This is a genomic window from Aliidongia sp., assembly GCF_035943795.1.
Lineage (GTDB): Bacteria > Pseudomonadota > Alphaproteobacteria > ATCC43930 > CGMCC-115725 > Aliidongia.
Genome location: NZ_DASZBY010000036.1, coordinates 65,042 through 82,549 on the forward strand (window position 1 = coordinate 65,042; position 17,508 = coordinate 82,549).

Annotated in this window: 28 protein-coding genes; all 28 read left to right on the forward strand. The window is 64.5% G+C overall.

The genetic code is table 11. The annotated features are described in order from the left end of the window. Nucleotides 1-3: 3 nt before the first annotated feature. The 28 genes from VGV37_RS06275 to VGV37_RS06410 all read left to right on the forward strand — a co-directional run bounded on the left by VGV37_RS06275 (nt 4) and on the right by VGV37_RS06410 (nt 17,505). Nucleotides 4-606, forward strand: a complete 603-nt coding sequence (locus tag VGV37_RS06275; RefSeq protein ID WP_326878778.1) for a hypothetical protein — start codon at nt 4-6, stop codon at nt 604-606. Beyond that, nucleotides 606-974 (forward strand): hypothetical protein, encoded by a 369-nt coding sequence (locus tag VGV37_RS06280; protein ID WP_326878779.1) that lies wholly within the window; start codon nt 606-608, stop codon nt 972-974. Before VGV37_RS06275 ends, VGV37_RS06280 begins: the two co-directional genes overlap by 1 nt. A 2-nt stretch (nt 975-976) precedes the next feature. After that, complete coding sequence (locus VGV37_RS06285) at nt 977-1,309, forward strand: hypothetical protein (protein WP_326878780.1); 333 nt, start codon at nt 977-979, stop codon at nt 1,307-1,309. Further along, entirely contained in the window at nt 1,302-1,526 is a 225-nt protein-coding gene (locus VGV37_RS06290) for a hypothetical protein (protein ID WP_326878781.1), read from the forward strand. The genes VGV37_RS06285 and VGV37_RS06290 overlap by 8 nt, the downstream gene beginning before the upstream one ends. Before the next feature lie 109 nt (nt 1,527-1,635). Then, nucleotides 1,636-2,136 (forward strand): helix-turn-helix domain-containing protein, encoded by a 501-nt coding sequence (locus VGV37_RS06295; protein WP_326878782.1) that lies wholly within the window; start codon nt 1,636-1,638, stop codon nt 2,134-2,136. A 6-nt stretch (nt 2,137-2,142) separates the two neighbouring features. After that, complete coding sequence (locus tag VGV37_RS06300) at nt 2,143-3,552, forward strand: hypothetical protein (protein ID WP_326878783.1); 1,410 nt, start codon at nt 2,143-2,145, stop codon at nt 3,550-3,552. 11 nt (nt 3,553-3,563) lie between these two features. Then, on the forward strand, nt 3,564-3,764 hold the full coding sequence (locus VGV37_RS06305; protein ID WP_326878784.1) for a hypothetical protein: 201 nt from the start codon (nt 3,564-3,566) through the stop codon (nt 3,762-3,764). Then, nucleotides 3,764-3,991 (forward strand): hypothetical protein, encoded by a 228-nt coding sequence (locus VGV37_RS06310; RefSeq protein WP_326878785.1) that lies wholly within the window; start codon nt 3,764-3,766, stop codon nt 3,989-3,991. Before VGV37_RS06305 ends, VGV37_RS06310 begins: the two co-directional genes overlap by 1 nt. 6 nt (nt 3,992-3,997) lie before the next feature. Further along, nucleotides 3,998-4,243, forward strand: a complete 246-nt coding sequence (locus VGV37_RS06315; protein ID WP_326878786.1) for a hypothetical protein — start codon at nt 3,998-4,000, stop codon at nt 4,241-4,243. Next, nucleotides 4,243-6,075, forward strand: a complete 1,833-nt coding sequence (locus tag VGV37_RS06320; protein ID WP_326878787.1) for a portal protein — start codon at nt 4,243-4,245, stop codon at nt 6,073-6,075. Before VGV37_RS06315 ends, VGV37_RS06320 begins: the two co-directional genes overlap by 1 nt. Then, complete coding sequence (locus tag VGV37_RS06325) at nt 6,072-6,518, forward strand: hypothetical protein (RefSeq protein ID WP_326878788.1); 447 nt, start codon at nt 6,072-6,074, stop codon at nt 6,516-6,518. Before VGV37_RS06320 ends, VGV37_RS06325 begins: the two co-directional genes overlap by 4 nt. Further along, nucleotides 6,515-6,919: a hypothetical protein gene (locus VGV37_RS06330; RefSeq protein WP_326878789.1), complete on the forward strand. Its 405-nt coding sequence runs from the start codon at nt 6,515-6,517 to the stop codon at nt 6,917-6,919. Before VGV37_RS06325 ends, VGV37_RS06330 begins: the two co-directional genes overlap by 4 nt. Continuing rightward, a complete protein-coding gene (locus VGV37_RS06335) occupies nt 6,909-7,742 on the forward strand; it encodes a hypothetical protein (protein WP_326878790.1) in 834 nt (277 codons plus the stop codon). Before VGV37_RS06330 ends, VGV37_RS06335 begins: the two co-directional genes overlap by 11 nt. A gap of 45 nt (nt 7,743-7,787) precedes the next feature. Continuing rightward, the gene (locus tag VGV37_RS06340; protein ID WP_326878791.1) at nt 7,788-8,831 is read left to right on the forward strand and encodes a major capsid protein; all 1,044 of its coding nucleotides are present in this window, start codon (nt 7,788-7,790) and stop codon (nt 8,829-8,831) included. Nucleotides 8,832-8,860: 29 nt separating this feature from the next. After that, the gene (locus VGV37_RS06345; RefSeq protein ID WP_326878792.1) at nt 8,861-9,406 is read left to right on the forward strand and encodes a hypothetical protein; all 546 of its coding nucleotides are present in this window, start codon (nt 8,861-8,863) and stop codon (nt 9,404-9,406) included. A gap of 10 nt (nt 9,407-9,416) precedes the next feature. After that, a complete protein-coding gene (locus VGV37_RS06350) occupies nt 9,417-10,211 on the forward strand; it encodes a hypothetical protein (RefSeq protein ID WP_326878793.1) in 795 nt (264 codons plus the stop codon). 2 nt (nt 10,212-10,213) lie between these two features. Further along, complete coding sequence (locus VGV37_RS06355; RefSeq protein WP_326878794.1) at nt 10,214-10,750, forward strand: hypothetical protein; 537 nt, start codon at nt 10,214-10,216, stop codon at nt 10,748-10,750. Further along, on the forward strand, nt 10,750-11,394 hold the full coding sequence (locus VGV37_RS06360; protein WP_326878795.1) for a hypothetical protein: 645 nt from the start codon (nt 10,750-10,752) through the stop codon (nt 11,392-11,394). The genes VGV37_RS06355 and VGV37_RS06360 overlap by 1 nt, the downstream gene beginning before the upstream one ends. An 11-nt stretch (nt 11,395-11,405) precedes the next feature. Beyond that, complete coding sequence (locus tag VGV37_RS06365; RefSeq protein WP_326878796.1) at nt 11,406-11,873, forward strand: hypothetical protein; 468 nt, start codon at nt 11,406-11,408, stop codon at nt 11,871-11,873. Nucleotides 11,874-11,897: 24 nt separating this feature from the next. Next, complete coding sequence (locus tag VGV37_RS06370) at nt 11,898-12,383, forward strand: hypothetical protein (protein WP_326878797.1); 486 nt, start codon at nt 11,898-11,900, stop codon at nt 12,381-12,383. A gap of 31 nt (nt 12,384-12,414) precedes the next feature. Continuing rightward, nucleotides 12,415-12,630 (forward strand): hypothetical protein, encoded by a 216-nt coding sequence (locus VGV37_RS06375; RefSeq protein ID WP_326878798.1) that lies wholly within the window; start codon nt 12,415-12,417, stop codon nt 12,628-12,630. A 2-nt stretch (nt 12,631-12,632) separates the two neighbouring features. Then, a complete protein-coding gene (locus VGV37_RS06380) occupies nt 12,633-12,986 on the forward strand; it encodes a hypothetical protein (protein ID WP_326878799.1) in 354 nt (117 codons plus the stop codon). 2 nt (nt 12,987-12,988) lie between these two features. Next, complete coding sequence (gp10, locus tag VGV37_RS06385; RefSeq protein ID WP_326878800.1) at nt 12,989-13,345, forward strand: capsid staple protein; 357 nt, start codon at nt 12,989-12,991, stop codon at nt 13,343-13,345. Beyond that, nucleotides 13,338-13,754: a hypothetical protein gene (locus tag VGV37_RS06390; protein WP_326878801.1), complete on the forward strand. Its 417-nt coding sequence runs from the start codon at nt 13,338-13,340 to the stop codon at nt 13,752-13,754. The genes gp10 and VGV37_RS06390 overlap by 8 nt, the downstream gene beginning before the upstream one ends. A gap of 93 nt (nt 13,755-13,847) precedes the next feature. Further along, complete coding sequence (locus VGV37_RS06395; protein ID WP_326878802.1) at nt 13,848-15,218, forward strand: hypothetical protein; 1,371 nt, start codon at nt 13,848-13,850, stop codon at nt 15,216-15,218. Nucleotides 15,219-15,220: 2 nt separating this feature from the next. Further along, nucleotides 15,221-16,297: a hypothetical protein gene (locus VGV37_RS06400; protein ID WP_326878803.1), complete on the forward strand. Its 1,077-nt coding sequence runs from the start codon at nt 15,221-15,223 to the stop codon at nt 16,295-16,297. Then, nucleotides 16,297-16,863, forward strand: a complete 567-nt coding sequence (locus VGV37_RS06405; RefSeq protein WP_326878804.1) for a hypothetical protein — start codon at nt 16,297-16,299, stop codon at nt 16,861-16,863. The genes VGV37_RS06400 and VGV37_RS06405 overlap by 1 nt, the downstream gene beginning before the upstream one ends. A 3-nt stretch (nt 16,864-16,866) precedes the next feature. Then, nucleotides 16,867-17,505 (forward strand): hypothetical protein, encoded by a 639-nt coding sequence (locus VGV37_RS06410; RefSeq protein ID WP_326878805.1) that lies wholly within the window; start codon nt 16,867-16,869, stop codon nt 17,503-17,505. Nucleotides 17,506-17,508: the final 3 nt, after the last annotated feature.

Genomic DNA, 17,508 nt, shown 5'->3' on the forward strand with positions numbered 1-17,508 from the left:
AAGATGACCGAGGTTTATGCGCTTCCCGCCGCGGCCGAACCGCATCCCATGTCGGCGATGGAACGGGTTCTGCAGTGGGTGTTCGCGGAGCAAAGGTGTAGAATGCCATGGCGGGTCGACCCGTCGATCTGCTTCGATGGCGGCCTAACCGCGAAGCCCCGCCGACGCGCTCAAGGGGGATGGGCGAATGCCGAGGCGAGTGCTGGCATGAAGGCGGGACGAGGCAGTGTCACGCTGACCAAGAATATCCACCCCCAAACCCACATCGTGATGGACGCGGTGAAAAACCTGCCGCCCCGACAGGCAGCGCTGGTCATCACCCACGGTCGCAAGCTCACCCGGCCGGACGAACTGCGCGGGCTGGAGCCGCGGTTGCGTCCCGTGTGGCGCCGGCCGGAAATCCGCCAGCCCCGCATCCAGGGCAAGGACCGGAACGGCCACTACGGATTCTGCGTGCTGGAGTGGGAGATCTCCCCGGCGACGATCGCGGATGCCCGGGAAGCCGGCAGGCTGTGGCGCGAGGCCGTGGCGAAGCTGGAGCGGGAATTGGACGGATTGACGATCAACGGCTGGCTCATCGAGTCGGCGGAACGGAGGGTGGCGTGATGGTACATGCGCTGGATATGCGAACCGAAGATCTGCTGAAGATGCTGAAGGCTTGTTATGGGAAGGATCGGGTCGAGGTGGAGATTTCTGCTTGCGACGACGAGTCAGCCCAGACCATCCGCGCCTTGACCCAATCCCTCACCAGCCTTCGTGCCGTGCTGGCGGCCGAGAAGACCATCTGCGCGCAGCGCCAGGCGATCGTGATGGACCTGTCCGGTCGCCTGAACGCCATGGCCGCCGACATGGACAAGCTCAAGGCGGAGAAAGACGCGTTGGTCCGAGAACTGGCCGACATCAAGCCACGAGAGCCCGCGCCGCCGAAGGACAATCCGTTCGCGCGCCGGCACGATGGAAGGGGAGGGATCTGACTATGGTCGACTACGTACTCCACGCCGAGACCGGCATCATCACGAACACGCCCGTCCCGACGGTCTCTCCCGTGCGCGTGCACAAGCTGGTCGGGATGCGGGACGGCAAGCCTGTCGAGTTCGAGCACCATGACCTGGGCGTTCAAGTCCGCGGGATCAACGGCAAGCCGGCGAGTTACTACGTTAGCCAGTTCACGATCGACGGCGAGACGCTGTGCGTGTGCGACTGCTTCGCGGACATGATCGACCAGGTTGCCGATCCCATTGCGGCGCGGCGCAGCGAGGATATGTCGGCCCTGGCACAGTTCGGCATCGTGGATATTCGGGATGCGTGAAGCCGAGGATCTGAGCTTCCTGGACTACGTCTATCACGATCGAAAGGCGCTCCGGTATCTGGAGACTGGAGATATCGGAACAGCAATGGCCGTCGCGGTGATGGCCGTCAAATATCGCAAGATCTGCAAGGATATCGGCACGGACTTCGATGCGACGGCCGATCGCCTCTATGCAGAGCTTGGGGCCGCTCGGTGGGCTCTGATGACGGGCACTTGAGCGCGATCGGACGTGCTGGGCATGAACAACCCGATCCCCGCCCGCCAAGTTCCTAGGGCAATTTTGTGTCTTGCCATTGCGCAATAATGGATGCACAGTTGCGCGGACCATGACCGATCCTGTTGGGACTAAGAAGCGCACAGCGACGCGCAAGGGCGATGAGGCGCGTCCGGTCGGTAGGCCCAGCGCATACCAAGCGGAATACGCAGAGCAGGCCAAGAAGCTCTGCCTGTTAGGCGCAACGGACGCGCAACTGGCCGATTTCTTCGGCGTGAGCCGTGTGACGATCGACGCATGGAAGAATACGCATCAGGAATTTCTTGACGCCCTAAAAGATGGAAAAGACGCGGCCGACGCAGCCGTCGCGCATTCCCTGTTCCACCGGGCGACCGGCTACAGCCACAAAGCGGTCAAGATCGTGGCCGATGCGAAGACCGGAATGGAGCACATCGTTCCGTTCACCGAGCACTACCCGCCGGACACGACGGCCTGCATTTTCTGGCTGAAGAACCGGCAGCCCAAGGCGTGGCGAGACAAACAGGAAATAGAGCACGGCGGCACGCTCACGCTGAGCGCTCTGGTCGAGTCGAGCTACAAACTCAAGGACTGACATCGTTTGAGCCTTGCGGCGGCGGACAAAATCCGGATCTGGAGAGAGAGGCCGGATGTATTCGTTCGAGAGGTGTTCGGCGTCGAGCCCGATCCTTGGCAAGTGGATGTGCTGCAGGCGTTCGCGACGAACCAACGCCTATCGATGCAGGCATGCAAGGGTCCGGGAAAGACGGCGCTGCTCGCCTGGGTGTGTTGGAACTTCCTGCTGACGCGACCGCACCCGAAGATCGCGGCCACGTCGATCACGGCTGTGAACCTCGCCGACAATCTCTGGACCGAGATGGCGAAGTGGCAGCACAAATCCCCGCTGCTGCTGGCGGCGTTCGAGTGGCAGAAGACGCGCATCTTCTCGCGGCAGCATCCGGAAACGTGGTGGATGTCGGCCCGGTCCTGGTCGCGAACGGCCAGCACCGAGGAACAAGCCCAGACGCTCGCGGGCCTGCATGCCGACTACATCATGTTCGTGCTGGATGAGTCCGGTGGAATGCCGGATGCGGTAATGGTCGCGGCCGACGCGGCACTGTCGAGTTGCATCGAGGGACACATCGTCCAGGCGGGCAACCCGACGAACCTCGAAGGCCCACTCTATCGGGCAAGCACGGTCGAGCGGCGCTTGTGGCATGTGACCCACATCACCGCGGACCCGGACGATCCGAAACGGACGCCGCGCGTCTCGGTGCAGTGGGCTCGGGAGCAAATAGAAAAATACGGGCGCGACAACGCCTGGGTGCTGGTGAACGTGTTCGGCCAATTCCCGCCGGGCTCGCTGAATTCGCTGATCGGTCCGGATCAGGTGGCCGAGGCATCGAAGCGCCACTACCGGGAGAGCGAATACCAGCACGCGGCGCGGATCCTGGGCGTGGACGTGGCGCGGTTCGGTGACGATGGTTCGGTGATCTTCCCCCGACAGGGATTGGTCGCCTTTACACCGCAGCTGCTGCGCAACGTCGATAGCATCCAGGGCGCCGGCGCGGTGGCGCGGAAATGGGCCGACTGGCAAGCCGATGCGTGTTTCGTCGATGACACGGGCGGTTACGGCGCTGGCTGGATTGATGGCTTGCGGCAGCTTGGGCGCAATCCGGTCGGTGTCCCGTTCTCGGGCGCCGCTCGAGATCGCCGATACTACAACAAGCGGTCCGAGATGTATTTCGAATGCGTCGAGTGGATCAAGGCAGGCGGGGCGATTCCGCCCATCCCCGAGCTCGCCGCGGCGCTGACGCAGACCACCTACACATTCAAGGGCGACGCGATGATCCTTGAGCCCAAGGACATCATCAAAGCGAAGCTCGGCTACTCGCCAGATCACGCTGACGCGCTGGTGATGACCTTTGCCCACATCGTGGCGCCGCGACCGGTGGGACCGCTCATCTCGAAGCCGTTCCAGGCCCAACACGAATACGACCCTCTCGCCTGAGGATCACACCGATGCACGAAGAAGCCCTGCGACGCGTGAAGCTGTCGATCGAGCGCCAGATGAGCGGCGATTTCGCCAATGCGTTCGACTACAGCGAAGAGATGGAGATCAAGATCATCATGGGCTCGGCCGTCGTCTGCACCGTGAGCGGCGTGTTCGCGATCGACGAGGCCGGCAACGCTGCGGCGTTCGACCGGCGGAAGCTGCACTGATGGGATTCTCCTCGCCGAAAACGCCGCCCGTTCCCGCCCCGCCGCCGCCCCCGCCCACGCCGCCCACCCTGGCAAGCGATCAGGTGCAACAGAGCGGCAATCAGGCGGCTCAACAGGCCGCCGCCGCTGCAGGGGCGGGATTTGCCGGCACGCTCACCAATTCAGGCGGCGCGCTGGGCCAGACCGGTACGCCCGCCACCGCCTCCAAATCGCTCCTGGGTCAGTAGGACGCCATGAATCCGATGATCGTCGGCACGCTGCTCTACGGTGCGCTCTATCTCGCCGCCGTCTTTGTTGCCGCCTTGGCAACGGGCAAGCACGCCGCGATGGACCTGTGCCTGTTTGCCATGGTCGTGACGTACCTGTCGTTCCTGGCCCAGATCGAGCCGACCGACGACATCATCACCGCGCGGGTGCGGTTCGGGATCGTGCTCGCCAGCCTGTGCGCCGGCCTCGCCGCGGGATTGGCGCTGCTCTGATGTCAGCCGTGAAGCAGGACGGTTTCGCCTACTACGAAACTGCATCTGCCACGCTCCTCGCCCAGCAGCCGCCGACCGCGTCCAACGACGAGACGGCCGGCGCCAACTGGACGGACATCTACAGCACGCTTGAATCGCGTCTCGGCGGATTGAGGAACTGGCGCCATAGCTGGTGGACGCATTGGTCCCAGCTCGCCGAATACATCCTGCCGTTCCGCTATCACTGGCTCGTCACCGCGAACACCATGCGGCGCGGCCAGCAGCTGAACCAGTCGATCAAGGACGGTGTTGCCACCTGGGCCATGCAGATCTGCGCGGCCGGGATGGTCGAAGGGCTCATGCCCTCGACGCGCAAATGGTTCAAGCTCGGCATCGGCCATCCCGGCGTCTCGCTCGACGACGAGGCCAAGGTCTGGCTGGAGGACACCGAGAAGCGCGCCGAGATGGTGCTGGCGCAGTCGAATTTCTACAATGTGATGGCCCAGGCGGCCCAGGACCTGGTCACGTTCGGCACCGCGCCGGTGATCATGTACGAGGACGCGGAGGACGTGATCCGCTGCTACTCGTACTGCGCCGGGGAATATTACCTCGCCGTCGGATCGCGGTTCAGCGTCGACACGCTTTATACCGAAGTCACCATGACGGTCGTGCAGATCGTGGAGAAGTTCGGCCTGGACTCCTGCCCGGTCAGCATCACGAAGCTGTGGGAGACCAAGGGCGGTTCGCTCGAGACCGAGTTCGTCGTCTGCATGGCGATCGAGCCCAACTTCCCGATCTCATCCAGCACCAATTCCAAGATCGAGGTCGTCAAGGGCGGCTTTGCCTATCGCGAAATCTATTGGCTCAGGGGCCAGCAGACCACGCGCGAACTGTCCCGCCGGGGTTTCAACGAAAAGCCGTTCGCCGCCGCGCGCTGGGCCGTGGTCTCGAACAATGCCTACGGCCGTTCCCCTGGCATGGATGCGCTGGCGGACACCAAGCAGCTGCAAGTCGAGACCATGCGCAAGGCCGAGGGCATCGAGAAGCAGGTCCGTCCGCCGATGGGCGCCGACGTGTCGATGAAGAACGAGCCCGCATCGATCCTGCCGGGCCACATCACCTACACGAACACCGAAGCGGGGAAGAAGGGTTTCTATCCCCTGTTCGAAGTCAAGCCAGATCTGGCGGCGCTGTCGGAAGACCTGAAGGAAATCCAGGCCCGGATCGAGAAGTATTTCCTGGTCGACGTGTTCATGGCCATCAGCCAGATGGAAGGCGTGCAGCCGCGCAACAACCTGGAGATCGCCGAGCGCAAGGGCGAGAAGCTCCAGCGCCTGGGGCCGATCATCGGGCTGTGGAAGACCGAGTTTGCCGGCCCGCTGATCGAGCGCCTGCTCGGCATCATGCTGCGCCGGAACATGCTGCTGCCGCGGCCGAAGTCGCTGCTGAACGTGCCGCTGAACATCAGCTACATCGACATGGTCACGATCGCCCAGCAGGGCACGCAGACCGCCTCGATCGAGCGCGTGCTGGCCACGGCAGGCAATCTCTCGGCCGGTGCTCAAGCGGCGGGCGTTCCGGATCCGCTGCGCATCTTCAACCTCGACAAGACGATGCGCGTCTACGGCGAGAATCTCGACTTTCCCGAGGAATGCATGCTGTCGGACGATCAGGTGGCGCAACTGGACCAGGCCAAGGCCGCAGCCGCCCGGCAGCAGCAGGTCCAACAGGCGTCGCTCGCCGCCGTCACGGGTGCCAAGACGCTCAGCCAGGCCGACATCGGCGGCGGCCAGAACGCCCTTGGCGCGATCCTCGGCACCGGCGCCACGCCCGGCGGGCAGACCATTCAATGAGCGACCTGACCGAGCGTGAGATCTTCGCGTGCATGCGGGAGAATTTCTCGGGTGCCGCCGATGATTGCCGCCGTCTCGCAGCCGGGGAGCGGTTCGGGCTCTATCCGGCGTTCCGCGAGAAGATGGAGATGATCGAGGGCTGCTGCCGCCAGGCGTCGATGTGGCGCAGCGATGGCCGGTTCCTTCCTGTCGCCCATCAGGTCGCATTGGCCCAGCAGAAATGCCGGCAATGGCTGGTCGAGAAGCATCCGGCGCTCCGCTACATGGCGCTGGCGACGATCCTCGATGGCTACGCGCACATGTGCGACGAGCTGGAGACCAAGGCGACCGGAACGACGGGGCCGATCCTGCTGAAGCCGCTGGAAGGCGAGCATCGCACGGGCAAGCCGGTCCAGGTCGTGCGTCCGAGCGGGCTGATCGTGCCCGCAGGTGTCTCGGTTTGAACGAAGACGACGACCTGCCGGAAGAGGACGCGCCCGAGTTCGACAGCGCCACCGACCCGAAGCAGCTGAAGCGCAAGGTGCAGCGCAAGAAGTTCGAGGCCGACGAGGCTGGCGATTTCTGGCGCCACGCCCTCTCGGTCGAGACCGGCCGTCGTGAAGTCTGGAAGATCCTTGAGGCGGCCGGGACGTTCAAGACCAATTTCAGCGCCTCGCCGGTCGGTTTCCCGGATCGGGACGCAACGATGTTCATCCTGGGCCAGCGAGAGCTTGGCCAGTGGCTCTGGCGCGCGCTGACGGTCCATGACCGCGACGGCGTGTGGCTCATGCAGAGCGAAAACGACGAAGCCTTCAAGGCGCTGCTGCAGCCGGCGCGCAAATCGAGGACCGTGAATGTCGATTGATCCCGGCGGCGCACCAGCCGTCGCCCAACCCGTTGCCGACGGCGCCGTTGCCCCTGCGGCTCCCGTCGTCGAGCAGGCGCCCGTTGTTGCTGCGGAACCCTCCCCCGTAGCGCCAGCGGATGCCGCGCCGATCGTCGAGACGCCAGTCGAGCCGTCCGACCATACGAAGACCGCGTCCCTGCTGGAAGAGGCCGGCAAGGTCGAGGACCCGGCCAAACCTGCCGAGGAGCCGAAGCCCGGAGAAGAGCCGCCGACCGAACCGCAGGCCGAGAAGCCTGCGATGGTCTACGAGCCGTTCAAGACCCCGGAAGGCGTCACGCTGCTGCCCGAGCAGGTCGACAATTACACCAAGGTTCTGAGCGAGCACGGCATCAGCCAGGAAGCCGGCCAGGCATTGCTCGATCGCCATCTGGCCGCCTGCACCGAATACGCGGCCATGGTTGACAAGGGCGTGCTCGAACGCCAGCACCAGGCCTTTGCCGATTTCCGCGCGAACGAGGCGAAGAAGATCATGGGCGATCCGGTGCTGGGCGGGGCCGGGTTCAACACCACCAAGGTCGCAGTCGCCGAGATGCGGGACCATTTCGTGTCCGACGCGCCGCGCGGCAGCGACCGATACAAGGCCGAGATGGCCGAGTTCAACCAATTCCTTTCGAACACCGGCGCCGGCGACATGCTGCCCCTCTGGCGGCTGCTGAACAACGTCGCGCGCAAGTTCAAGGAACCCGCACCGGCCGCCGTCGACTACCGGCCGCCTGCGGATATCGGGCGACCCCCGAAGCTTTCGGGCCGAGCCATGCTCTACGACAAGTCGGGCCAATAACGGCCCATTGATCGCCTACCCCACACTGAAATCAGGAGAGCCTAAATGAGCGGTCAGTGGCCGACGCTTCTCGACGTGTCCCTGCGTCTCGACCCCCAGGGCAAGATCCATCACCTGGCCGAGATGCTGAGCCAGAGCAACGACTACTTCAACGACGCGGTCTGGATGGAAGCGAACGAGATGGCCGGCCATCAGTTCGCCTTCCGCACCTCGATCCCGGCGGGTTCGTGGCGTCAGATCAACCAGGGCGTGCCCTACAGCAAGTCGACCAGCGCGCGCGCAACCGTCGGCGTCGCCTCGCTGGAGGATTACAGCCAGGTCGATCGCCTGCTGGCCGAGCAGTCCGGCGACATCGAGGGCTTCCGCTATTCGGAAGACGTGGCGTTCCTGGAAGGCATGGCCCAGACCATGGTCCAGACCCAGTTCTACGGTAACACGGCTGCGACGCCGGCCGAGTTCATGGGCCTCTCGCCGTTCTACAACACGGTCTCGACCGCGACCGCGCAGAACGCCGCGAACGTGCTCGACGCCGGTGGTGTGAACAGCGCCAACGCCTCGATCTGGCTGATCTGCCATGGCGCCGGCAAGATGTACAACGTCTATCCGCGCGGGTCGAAGGCCGGCCTGAACATGGAAGACAAGGGCGACATCGTGCCCGGCTATGACAGCTTCGGCAACCGCTTCGAGGCCTTTACCTCGTGGTTCCGTCAACAGGCCGGCTTCGTGCCGCATGACTGGCGCTATGGCGGGCGCATCGCGAACATCGATGTCACGGCGGCGGGCCTCGCCGGGCCGAACGCCTACGACATCTTCGCCGGCATCCGCCAGATGTTCATGCTGCCGCCCAACATGACGGCGGAATCTTCGGGCATCACCTCGACCGATGCGCCGAACGATCCGGGCACCGGCATCCGCCCGGTCCTCTACTGCAACCGTACCGTCCGCTTCCGCATGGACATCCAGGCGATCCGCGACCGGAACGTGCTGCTGACCTCGACCGACTATGCGGGCAAGCCGGTCATGAAGTTCAACGATGTGCCGATCCGTGTCGTCGACCAGCTTCTGAACACCGAAGCCCGCGTCGTCTAAGCCGTCGCACCAGCAAAAGGATCAGTCCCATGTTTCTCGACGGTCAGCTCCAGTTCGTCACGCTCGCCGGCCAGTCCCTGGTCGGCGCGGCGGGCGTCGCAATCCCCTCGAACGGCGTCATCGATCTGCTCGGTGAAGGCGTCGGCATGCCGCCGGCCAACATCATCGGCAATGCCTCGACCTTCGGCGAAGACCCGGGCGTCGGCATCGGCAGCGCGGCGCCGATCATCCAGTGCTCGGTCGGCACCGCCTTCGCCACCGGCAACGCGGCGACCCTCAATGTCGCGCTGCAGCTGGCGGCCGACACCGGTGCCGCCGGCAATTACCAGCCGAGCACCTGGACCACCATCGAAGAGACCGGCCCGCTCGCCGTGTCGCTGCTGACGGCGAACCAGATCATCGCCCGGCTCAACTGGTCGCCGACCCTTCCCGGTCTGCGTCCGCGGTATGCGCGCCTGCTGTTCCAGGTCCCGTCGGGCACGAACTTCACGGCGGGCTCGATCGCCTTCGCCGGTGTCGTGATCGCCCGCGACGACCAGGCGAACAAGCAGGCCGCCAAGAATTACACGGTCTGAGGCGATGGACATGGACACCACCCCCGAAGAAGTCACGGAAGCGACGGCGAAGCGCGGCCCGGGTCGGCCGCCTTCCGCCAAGCCGGTCGACGTGGCCGATCTGCTTTCCACTCGGGAAGCGCAGGCCGCGATCGAACGGGCCGCGTCGGCGCAGATTGCGCTGTTCATGGAGAAACTTGCCATCGAGCAAGCCAAACTCCAGCCGGCCCATCAGACCGGCATCGTCTCGGCCGAAGTGCTGATGCTGGCCCAGACGATGGCGGTCGAGATCGCCAAGCTGACGGACCAGGGCTCGAACCACAAGATCGAGCGCGTCGACCCCGCCGAGCAGCAACGCCGTGAAAACGCGTTCGCCCGCATGGAAGACCTGATCATCGAGGCGCTCGAACAGGGCCTGGAGCCCGAGTACGAGGCGACGAAGGCGGTCTACCTAGACGAGGTTCTGGTCCAGCCGATCTTCAAGGACCTGAACACGCACCGCAACATGAACACGCGTCTGGTCTGGCAGTATGCGCCGAACGAGGCGTTGAAGCCGGTCAATGACATCGCCCGGAAAATCCATGCCGCGTTCATGGAATCGATCGGCGGCCCGACGCAGCTGATGAATTCCATCGGCGGTCGGTCGATCGAAAGCCGCATTCCGAAGCGTCAGGCCGCAGTCGTCGTGCTGGGCCAGAACCAGGAAGTCCCGCATGTCGGCCGGGCGCGTGCCGGCCTGAAGTTGCGCGGGCAGGGCGTGCCGGGTGAGGTGCCGAACCTGCCGATCCTGGGCACGATCGCCACGCCCGAGCGCCGGAGCGCCTGATCGTGGCCCAGCGCACGCTCGACTCCATAGGGGACGAGAACGCGCGCCTCAAGCTTCAGCTCATGCGCTATGAGCGGGCAGAAGAGCGCGAGCTTGTTCAAGAGGTTCGCCAGAAAGCGGCCGACAAACTGCGCCGTCTTCTGGCAGCCAAGGGGGAAGTGCCAAAATACGAAGTTCTTTCCCCGCTCTATATAGGTGAAAAGCTGGTTCAGTCGAGGATCCATGACCACACCACATGGCCTCGCTGGCAGCCCAACGTGATCGAGTTTTCCGGCGTTCCCAATGATGCCCTGAAGCCGGTCAACGTAAGAGCCAAACGAATCATGGAGGCTTATGTCACTTCGGTCGGTCCTGAGGCGATGTTCTTCTATGACGGAGCCCCAAATCCGGGGACTTCAGTCGATCGTCCCCGCAAGTCAGTGGTTGATTGGATCAGGGCATACTTCTCGGCGCGCGCCAGCGCTCGTCGCATGAAGAAAGCCAAGATGGCCCTCTATGATCACCCTTCGAACAGATCCGTAGCTCGGAGGGTTCACTGATGGGCATCCCCGCCGGCCCCGGCATCTCGGCGACTGGGACCAAACCCGCTGGCGACAAGGCCAATGCGGTCCTGTCGGGGATCATTGCGGGCGTCGGCCCGACAGCGCCATTCGCGTTTGTCGGGCCGTTCAACGCGCTGATCTGGGGTTCGATCAATACCGCGCTCACGACCACGGCCGGCAGCAATGCCGCGACGGTAGTGTCCGGGACCGGGCTTGCGATCGGCCAGACGATCAACAGCGTCAACGTCCCGTCCGGCACCACGATCCTCACCGTCACCGGCACGGCCATCACCATGGCCTTCCCGCCGGTCATCGCGGGATCGACGGCGCTCGCCACCGCGCTCGGCGGCACCGATGCGTTGGCCCTGTTCAACAGCACGGCTTGGGCGGGCACCATCAACCTGGAGCGTTCGTTCGACGGCGGCTCGACTTGGCTCACCTGCAACATCGGCGGTTCCGGCACGGCGGCATCCTACATCGGCGCCACCCAGGCCGGCGTTCCGGTGTCGCTCACCGTGGCCGAGCCGGAACGGCAGGTGCTCTACCGCTGGAACTGCGTCGCCTACGCGTCGGGCGTCATCAATTTCCGCATCTCCGAGACCGGCGCCGCTGCGACGGGCTGGGGCATCATTCCAACCTGAGGGTCACGACCATGAAAATGAAATGGGCCTTCGGGCTTCTGGGGCTGCTCGGTCTTGCCGGCGTCGCCGCCGCGCAGACGATGCCCGGGCTGTTCATCGCCTCGCCGACCGGCAACGAGCAGATCAACGTCATCAACGGCGGCCCGGCAATCGCCACGGTCACGCTGCGGCAGATCCGGGATGCCTCCGGCTACCAGATCGTCACCCAGGCCACGAGCCAGACGGTTCAGGTGGCCAACACCAGCTCGGTCCTGGACCTGACCGGCGCCACGGTGGCCACGACCGCGACCGTGAACCTGCCGCTGGCTCCGATCGACGGCCAGCGCATCCAGGTCTTCAGCCAGGCCGGCGTCACCACCCTGACGCTCGCGGCACCGGGCGGCCAGACCATCGTTGGCGGCGCCACCGCTTTGGCCGCGAACGGCTCGGTCGAATACATCTACCAGCTTTCCACCACGACCTACTTCCGCATCCAATAGCGCCCGCTGGGCAGGAGAATCACGATGAAGAAGCTTCTTTCCCTGGCGCTTGCCGGGTTGCTGCTGGTTGCCGGCGGGGCGTTCGCGCAGCAGATCCCGGTGCCGCAGGTCCAGTCCCTGGGCTCGACCGATCTGGTTCCGGTCATTCCCGGCGGCCAGCCGCAGGCCGCGACCTATTACGCCACGGCCGGCCAGGTCGCGGGCGTGTTCGCCTATTCAATCCAGGCCCCGCTGACCGCGTTCACCATCACCGATGGGAATGGCGTCTCGTTCCTGTTCCTCAACCCGGCTGGCACGCTCGCGACCGGCACGCTCACGATGATGGCGGTTCCGAGCGATGGGCAGAATTTCTGCCTGGAATCGACCCAGACCCAGACCGCCATCACGATCTCGGCGAACACCGGCCAGTCGCTCGGCGGCACGCTCGCCACCCCGACCGCACTCGTGGCGAACACCCGGTACTGCTGGCTTTACAGCAGGTCGGCCGCGACCTGGTACCGCTACGCCTAGACCCACACTGGTCGATCTCGGGAGCAGGCCGATGACGGACAAACCCAAGCGCTGGATCAAGTCCGCCACGGCCGGCGCCCACGGCCAATTTCGGGCCAAGGCGGAAGCGGCCGGCGAATCCACCGCCGAGTTCGCGAAGGAAAAGGCCGATGCGCCGGGCGTCCTGGGCAAACAGGCGCGCCTCGCGGAAACGCTGATGGGCATGCACCACAAGCGCCGCGCCGCGCTCTACACCAAGGGAAAGTGACCATGGCCGAGGAAAAGCAGCCCGAGGGCAAGCGCATGAGCGGCAAGGAAGCGCTCTACGGCAAGAAGGACAAGGGCGAGAAGAAGCCCGAGGCCAAATCCGAGGACAAGCCGGCGGAGAAGAAATCCGAAGGCGACAAGCCCGAGGGCAACGAGCGATCGGACATGGCCAAGCGCCACGAGACCGAGATGAAGGACATGCACCGTTCCCATCTCGAACAGCGCCGGGCCATGTTCTCGCGCCATGAGACCGAGGTATCGGCCATGAACGCCAAGGACCCGCAGAGCGCCGGGGAAACCTCGGCCCCCGCGAACGAGCCGGCGGACGACGGCCAGCCCGCACCGGCGGCGGCCTGATCATGGCGTGGTCTAACCTCGTCGATCTCGCCCAGACGCCGGACGAGCAGGAGGACGCCTACCCAGGCATCCCCTCATCCTCCGGATCAATCTATCCCTATGGCTTGCGGATCGCGCTCTGCGACGAAGAGATGGCCAAGCTGAAGCTGGATCCCGAGGACTGCAAGATCGGCGACCTCGTCGACTTCCGCGCGTTCGGCGTGATCACCAGCATCAGCCAGAACGATGGTCCGTCCGGTCCGTGTGCCCGGGTGGAAATCCAGATCCAGAAGATGGCCCTTGAGGAAGAAATGACCGGAGACGATGCGGTGTCGCAGTCGCCGGCCAAGTCGCGTCGGAGCGCGCTCTATCGTGGCTGAAACCATCCTCGGCACCCGCGACGACAGTCTGTTGACCCATGTGGAGCGCCTGAACGGCTTTCGCCAGTTCCAGGGCCTGGAGGACGAACCCATGAACGAAGCGCAATTCGCCCAATTGATCGCGATCCTCACCCCGATCTCGGAATTTGCCCAGAAGGCGCTCGACCAGATCAATACCGGCCGCCTGCCGGAGCCGAACGACGAGCCGCTGGCACCGCTCGCGTCGGACCACGCCGGCACCGAATTGACCGACGTGCATTCCATGGCGGCCGGCGAATCCCTGCCGGTTCCGACCCATGAGGAAGTCGTGAACGAGCCGGTCGTGCTGGCGCCCCGGGCCGAGACGATCGTTCCTCCGGTTCCGGTCGAAGAGCCGCATCCCAACGCCGTCGCCGACAATCCGGCCTGACGCGATCTCCCACGTCTTCGGTCTGGCACAGGGGCGCTTCGGGCGCCCCTTTTGCTATGCGCATCAGCCCTCGCTGACATGATCGGATTTTCCATGAAAATCTTCCGCCGCATCCTGGCCACGGTCGGCGCGGCTATTCTTTCGGGCGTCGTGTTCATCGGCTCGGGCTCGATCGGCGCGTTCAATCCGCAAACGCCATCCATTCCCTACGCGGTGCAGGCGTATCGGGCGACGGCGATGCTCTCGTCGAACATCCTGCTCAATTACATCGACGTGACGTGGCTGGGTGCTGATCCGACCGGCACGGTTTCGTCTTCTGCGGCCTTCGCGGCGGCAGAATTGGCGTGCACGACCGGCCTCGGGGCGACGATCTACGCGCCGCCGGGGAAATATCGCGCCTATCTGGATGTGTCGCACAACAACCAGGCGCCGTGCATCTGGCGGGCCGACAATGCGGCGTGGCTCCCGATCAACACCTCGCAGACCAATAGCACGCTGGTCTACGCCAACGACTGCGACATCACCTATTCCGGGACCGGCATCAAGTTCATCGGCTGGAATTTCGATGGTCGGGTGAACGGTTCGGGCGCCGGCGACATCAATTATCTCCTCTACCTGAACTGCGCCAAGATCGAGCTGCAAGGCACGGTCATCGGCGTTTCCAAGGCCGCCGGCATCTACGGGTTCTTCGCGCAATATTTCCGCGACCAGGATTCGACGATCACGACCGGCACCGGTGCGATTGCCTGCCCGGTAGGCGGCCCGGTCAGCGGTTGCCCGTGGGGCGCCTATTTCACCGGCAACGGCACCGGCCAATCATCGAACGAGTTGTCGTTCCTGCGCACCCGGTTCAACACAGGATATAACGGGGTCGGTATCTTCGGCACGGCGACCGCCACGTCTTTCAATCGGGTCGAATTCCAGAATTGGACCGTCTGCGGCGCATCGGTCGGCGCAGATCCTGGGGGCGCCGAAGCCAGCAATGTCGCGTTCTACTCGCCGTATTTCGAGCTGAACACGACCCACCTCTGCATCGGTGCTGCCCAGAACATCAGCGTCTATTCGCCGACGTTCCTGGGCGATGTCGCGATCACGGCGGCGCTGACGAGCAATCTCACCGTGGTCAATCCCTACGGGATCACGACCAGCGCAACGCTCAACCATCCCTCCGGCAACACCGATACGGTCTCATTAAATTGGATCGGCGGCACGTTCGGCCCGACCCTGAACGTCGGGCACCCCGGTCCGACCCAGATCAACATCGTACCGGGCACCTATGCCACCGCCTCAACCGGCATGACCTTCGGCGCCGGCGCGAACCTGCACTCGGGCACGGTCACGCCGAACAGCAATATCACCGGCAACGTCGGCGACACCTACGTCAACCAGGCCGGGGGCACATCGACGACCTTTTACGTCAAGGAAACCGGCAACGGCACCAACACCGGATGGGTGGCGAAATGAGCATGACCCGCTTCAAGCTCGCGCTCGCGGCGGCGCTCCTGTGGTCATCGCCGGTCCTGGCCCAACAGACCTTGCTCCAGGGTGGCCCGACCACTTCCGGTCATGTGCCGATGTACAGCACCGGCAGCAGCTACCAGCCGGTCGTCCAGGACAGCGGCACGGCGGCGGGCGGTGCTCCGGGTGTCGGGCTCGGGGAATTGGCGCTGGCGGCCCGCGGTACGGGAACTGCACCCTATTCCGGGCTCGGCACCGGACCCTTGGGCACGAACCTCTGCGATTACGATGCGCCGACGACCAATCCGACCGGCTACCATTACCTGTGCTTCAGCGCCAATGCGCAGGGGGGCGGCCTCATCGCCTATGGCGCGGGTGGAGGTGCCTCGTCCCTTCCGCTGAACATGAACATCAATGGGGCCTCCTACTCGTTCCCATTCACCCTGAGCGGTGTGGTCGGTCCGAATTCATCGGCGATCGGCGACATCACCCTGTTCAACAACACGGCAGGGAGCCTGCTCGCCGATAGCGGCGTGCAACTGTCGGCTCTGGCCCGGCTCGCCTCGCCCAATTTCACGGGCATCCCGACGGCGCCCACGGCCACCCCAGGCACCTCCACCACCCAGATCGCGACCACGGCCTTCGCATCGTCGTTCCTGGCCTCTCCGGCTTTCACCGGCACTCCAACGGCGCCCACCGCACCGGCCGGCACGTCGACCACGCAACTGGCGACTACGGCGTTCGTGACTAGCGTGGCCAACAACGTGACGATGACCCCTGTTACTGCAACCGGAACCACGACGCTTTCAGCCGCGCCGCAATATGTCGCCGTCAACAAGGCGGTGGGTTCCGCAACGCCGATCGTCTTGCCGGCCTCATCGAATTTCCCGAACTGCCCGAGCGTCGCTCGATCCTGTCCGCAGATCATCGTGACCGACCAGGGGATGACGTTCTCCGCAACGAACGGTGCTGCCGTCAGTGCGGCCGACGGAAAGACGGTCGGCGGCCTCTCGTCCTATTCGATGCTGAACGCAGGCCAGTCGAACATCTTCACTTTGACGGGCGCTGCCTGGATCGTGAACTGATGGCCGTCACCGCGACGGACATCGTCAACCAGGCCCTGCAGCTGGTCGGCGGTGATATTCAGCCCGTGACGGGTGTGTCGCCATCGTTCGATGATTCCGATGCCGGCCTCGCGGCGCAGCGGCTCTATGTGCCTGCCGTCTCGACCGTGGCCCGTTCGTTCGGCTTCGATTTCTCACGCAACGCGGTCCAGCTCCAGCCCAGCGGCAACACGCCGCCGGCACCCTGGGCGTTCGAATATCTCTACCCGCCGATCAGCATCGAAATCCGCCAATTGATGCCGACGGCGATCGATCCGAACGACCCGATCCCGGTCGATTGGGTCACGGACAACAATATCGTGAATGGCCGCTCGACCAAGGTCATCCAAACCAATTTCAGCCCGGTCATGGCCGTCTACACGAACCAGCCCCCGGAATCGCTCTGGGATCCGCTGTTCCGTGAGGCGGTGGTTCGGCTGCTCGCGAACGAATTCTCGATGGCGCTCGATGGCAAGCCGGACATCGCGAACATGTCGCTCGAGCAATACACCGACTTCATGCAAGTCGCCGTGACCCGGCAGGACTAGACCATGGCCTTCAGTGTCAATTCTCCGTCCGACATCATCAACAATGCCCTGGTCAAGATCGGCCATCAGCAGCAGCTGGGCTCGCTCTGGGATGGCTCGGACGAGGCGCAGAAAGCCTTGGCGATTTACGGCCAGACCCGGGATCAGCTGCTGCGCACCGGCGATTGGGATTTCGCCCGCCGGGATATCTCGGTCACGGCGACCAAGACCGCGCCGCAGATCCCGGGCGGCTACGGCTACATCCCGCCGACCCTGTGGGATCCGACCGTCAATCCGCCGCTGCCGTTCCTGTTCCAATACGCCTATCCGGACAATTGCCTGAAGGTCCGGTCGATCCGGCCGACGCCGCTGTTCGTACCGAACTTCGACCCATGGCCGCGGGTGTTCTCGACCACGAACGACAACAGCGCCGCGTCGGCCGGCGCGAAGACGATCGTGTGCAACATCGGGCCGACCATGATCGTGACCTTCACCGGCCGCATCACGGACCCGACCGTCATGGAGGCCTCGTTCATCGAGACGCTGACCGACGAGTGCGGGCGCCGTCTGGCCTTGGCGCTGGGCGGTGCCGCCGACGCGGTCAAGGTCGAGGGCAGCGCCGAGCAGGTGTCCGGCGCCATGGCCGACATGACGCAGGGGTAACGA

Coding starts and splice junctions, on each gene's coding strand:
- VGV37_RS06275 (WP_326878778.1), top strand. CDS start 4: ATGACCGAGGTTTATGCGCTTCCCGCCGCGGCCGAACCGCATCCCATG.
- VGV37_RS06280 (WP_326878779.1), top strand. CDS start 606: ATGGTACATGCGCTGGATATGCGAACCGAAGATCTGCTGAAGATGCTG.
- VGV37_RS06285 (WP_326878780.1), top strand. CDS start 977: ATGGTCGACTACGTACTCCACGCCGAGACCGGCATCATCACGAACACG.
- VGV37_RS06290 (WP_326878781.1), top strand. CDS start 1,302: ATGCGTGAAGCCGAGGATCTGAGCTTCCTGGACTACGTCTATCACGAT.
- VGV37_RS06295 (WP_326878782.1), top strand. CDS start 1,636: ATGACCGATCCTGTTGGGACTAAGAAGCGCACAGCGACGCGCAAGGGC.
- VGV37_RS06305 (WP_326878784.1), top strand. CDS start 3,564: ATGCACGAAGAAGCCCTGCGACGCGTGAAGCTGTCGATCGAGCGCCAG.
- VGV37_RS06310 (WP_326878785.1), top strand. CDS start 3,764: ATGGGATTCTCCTCGCCGAAAACGCCGCCCGTTCCCGCCCCGCCGCCG.
- VGV37_RS06315 (WP_326878786.1), top strand. CDS start 3,998: ATGAATCCGATGATCGTCGGCACGCTGCTCTACGGTGCGCTCTATCTC.
- VGV37_RS06320 (WP_326878787.1), top strand. CDS start 4,243: ATGTCAGCCGTGAAGCAGGACGGTTTCGCCTACTACGAAACTGCATCT.
- VGV37_RS06325 (WP_326878788.1), top strand. CDS start 6,072: ATGAGCGACCTGACCGAGCGTGAGATCTTCGCGTGCATGCGGGAGAAT.
- VGV37_RS06335 (WP_326878790.1), top strand. CDS start 6,909: ATGTCGATTGATCCCGGCGGCGCACCAGCCGTCGCCCAACCCGTTGCC.
- VGV37_RS06340 (WP_326878791.1), top strand. CDS start 7,788: ATGAGCGGTCAGTGGCCGACGCTTCTCGACGTGTCCCTGCGTCTCGAC.
- VGV37_RS06345 (WP_326878792.1), top strand. CDS start 8,861: ATGTTTCTCGACGGTCAGCTCCAGTTCGTCACGCTCGCCGGCCAGTCC.
- VGV37_RS06350 (WP_326878793.1), top strand. CDS start 9,417: ATGGACACCACCCCCGAAGAAGTCACGGAAGCGACGGCGAAGCGCGGC.
- VGV37_RS06360 (WP_326878795.1), top strand. CDS start 10,750: ATGGGCATCCCCGCCGGCCCCGGCATCTCGGCGACTGGGACCAAACCC.
- VGV37_RS06365 (WP_326878796.1), top strand. CDS start 11,406: ATGAAAATGAAATGGGCCTTCGGGCTTCTGGGGCTGCTCGGTCTTGCC.
- VGV37_RS06370 (WP_326878797.1), top strand. CDS start 11,898: ATGAAGAAGCTTCTTTCCCTGGCGCTTGCCGGGTTGCTGCTGGTTGCC.
- VGV37_RS06375 (WP_326878798.1), top strand. CDS start 12,415: ATGACGGACAAACCCAAGCGCTGGATCAAGTCCGCCACGGCCGGCGCC.
- VGV37_RS06380 (WP_326878799.1), top strand. CDS start 12,633: ATGGCCGAGGAAAAGCAGCCCGAGGGCAAGCGCATGAGCGGCAAGGAA.
- gp10 (WP_326878800.1), top strand. CDS start 12,989: ATGGCGTGGTCTAACCTCGTCGATCTCGCCCAGACGCCGGACGAGCAG.
- VGV37_RS06395 (WP_326878802.1), top strand. CDS start 13,848: ATGAAAATCTTCCGCCGCATCCTGGCCACGGTCGGCGCGGCTATTCTT.
- VGV37_RS06400 (WP_326878803.1), top strand. CDS start 15,221: ATGACCCGCTTCAAGCTCGCGCTCGCGGCGGCGCTCCTGTGGTCATCG.
- VGV37_RS06405 (WP_326878804.1), top strand. CDS start 16,297: ATGGCCGTCACCGCGACGGACATCGTCAACCAGGCCCTGCAGCTGGTC.
- VGV37_RS06410 (WP_326878805.1), top strand. CDS start 16,867: ATGGCCTTCAGTGTCAATTCTCCGTCCGACATCATCAACAATGCCCTG.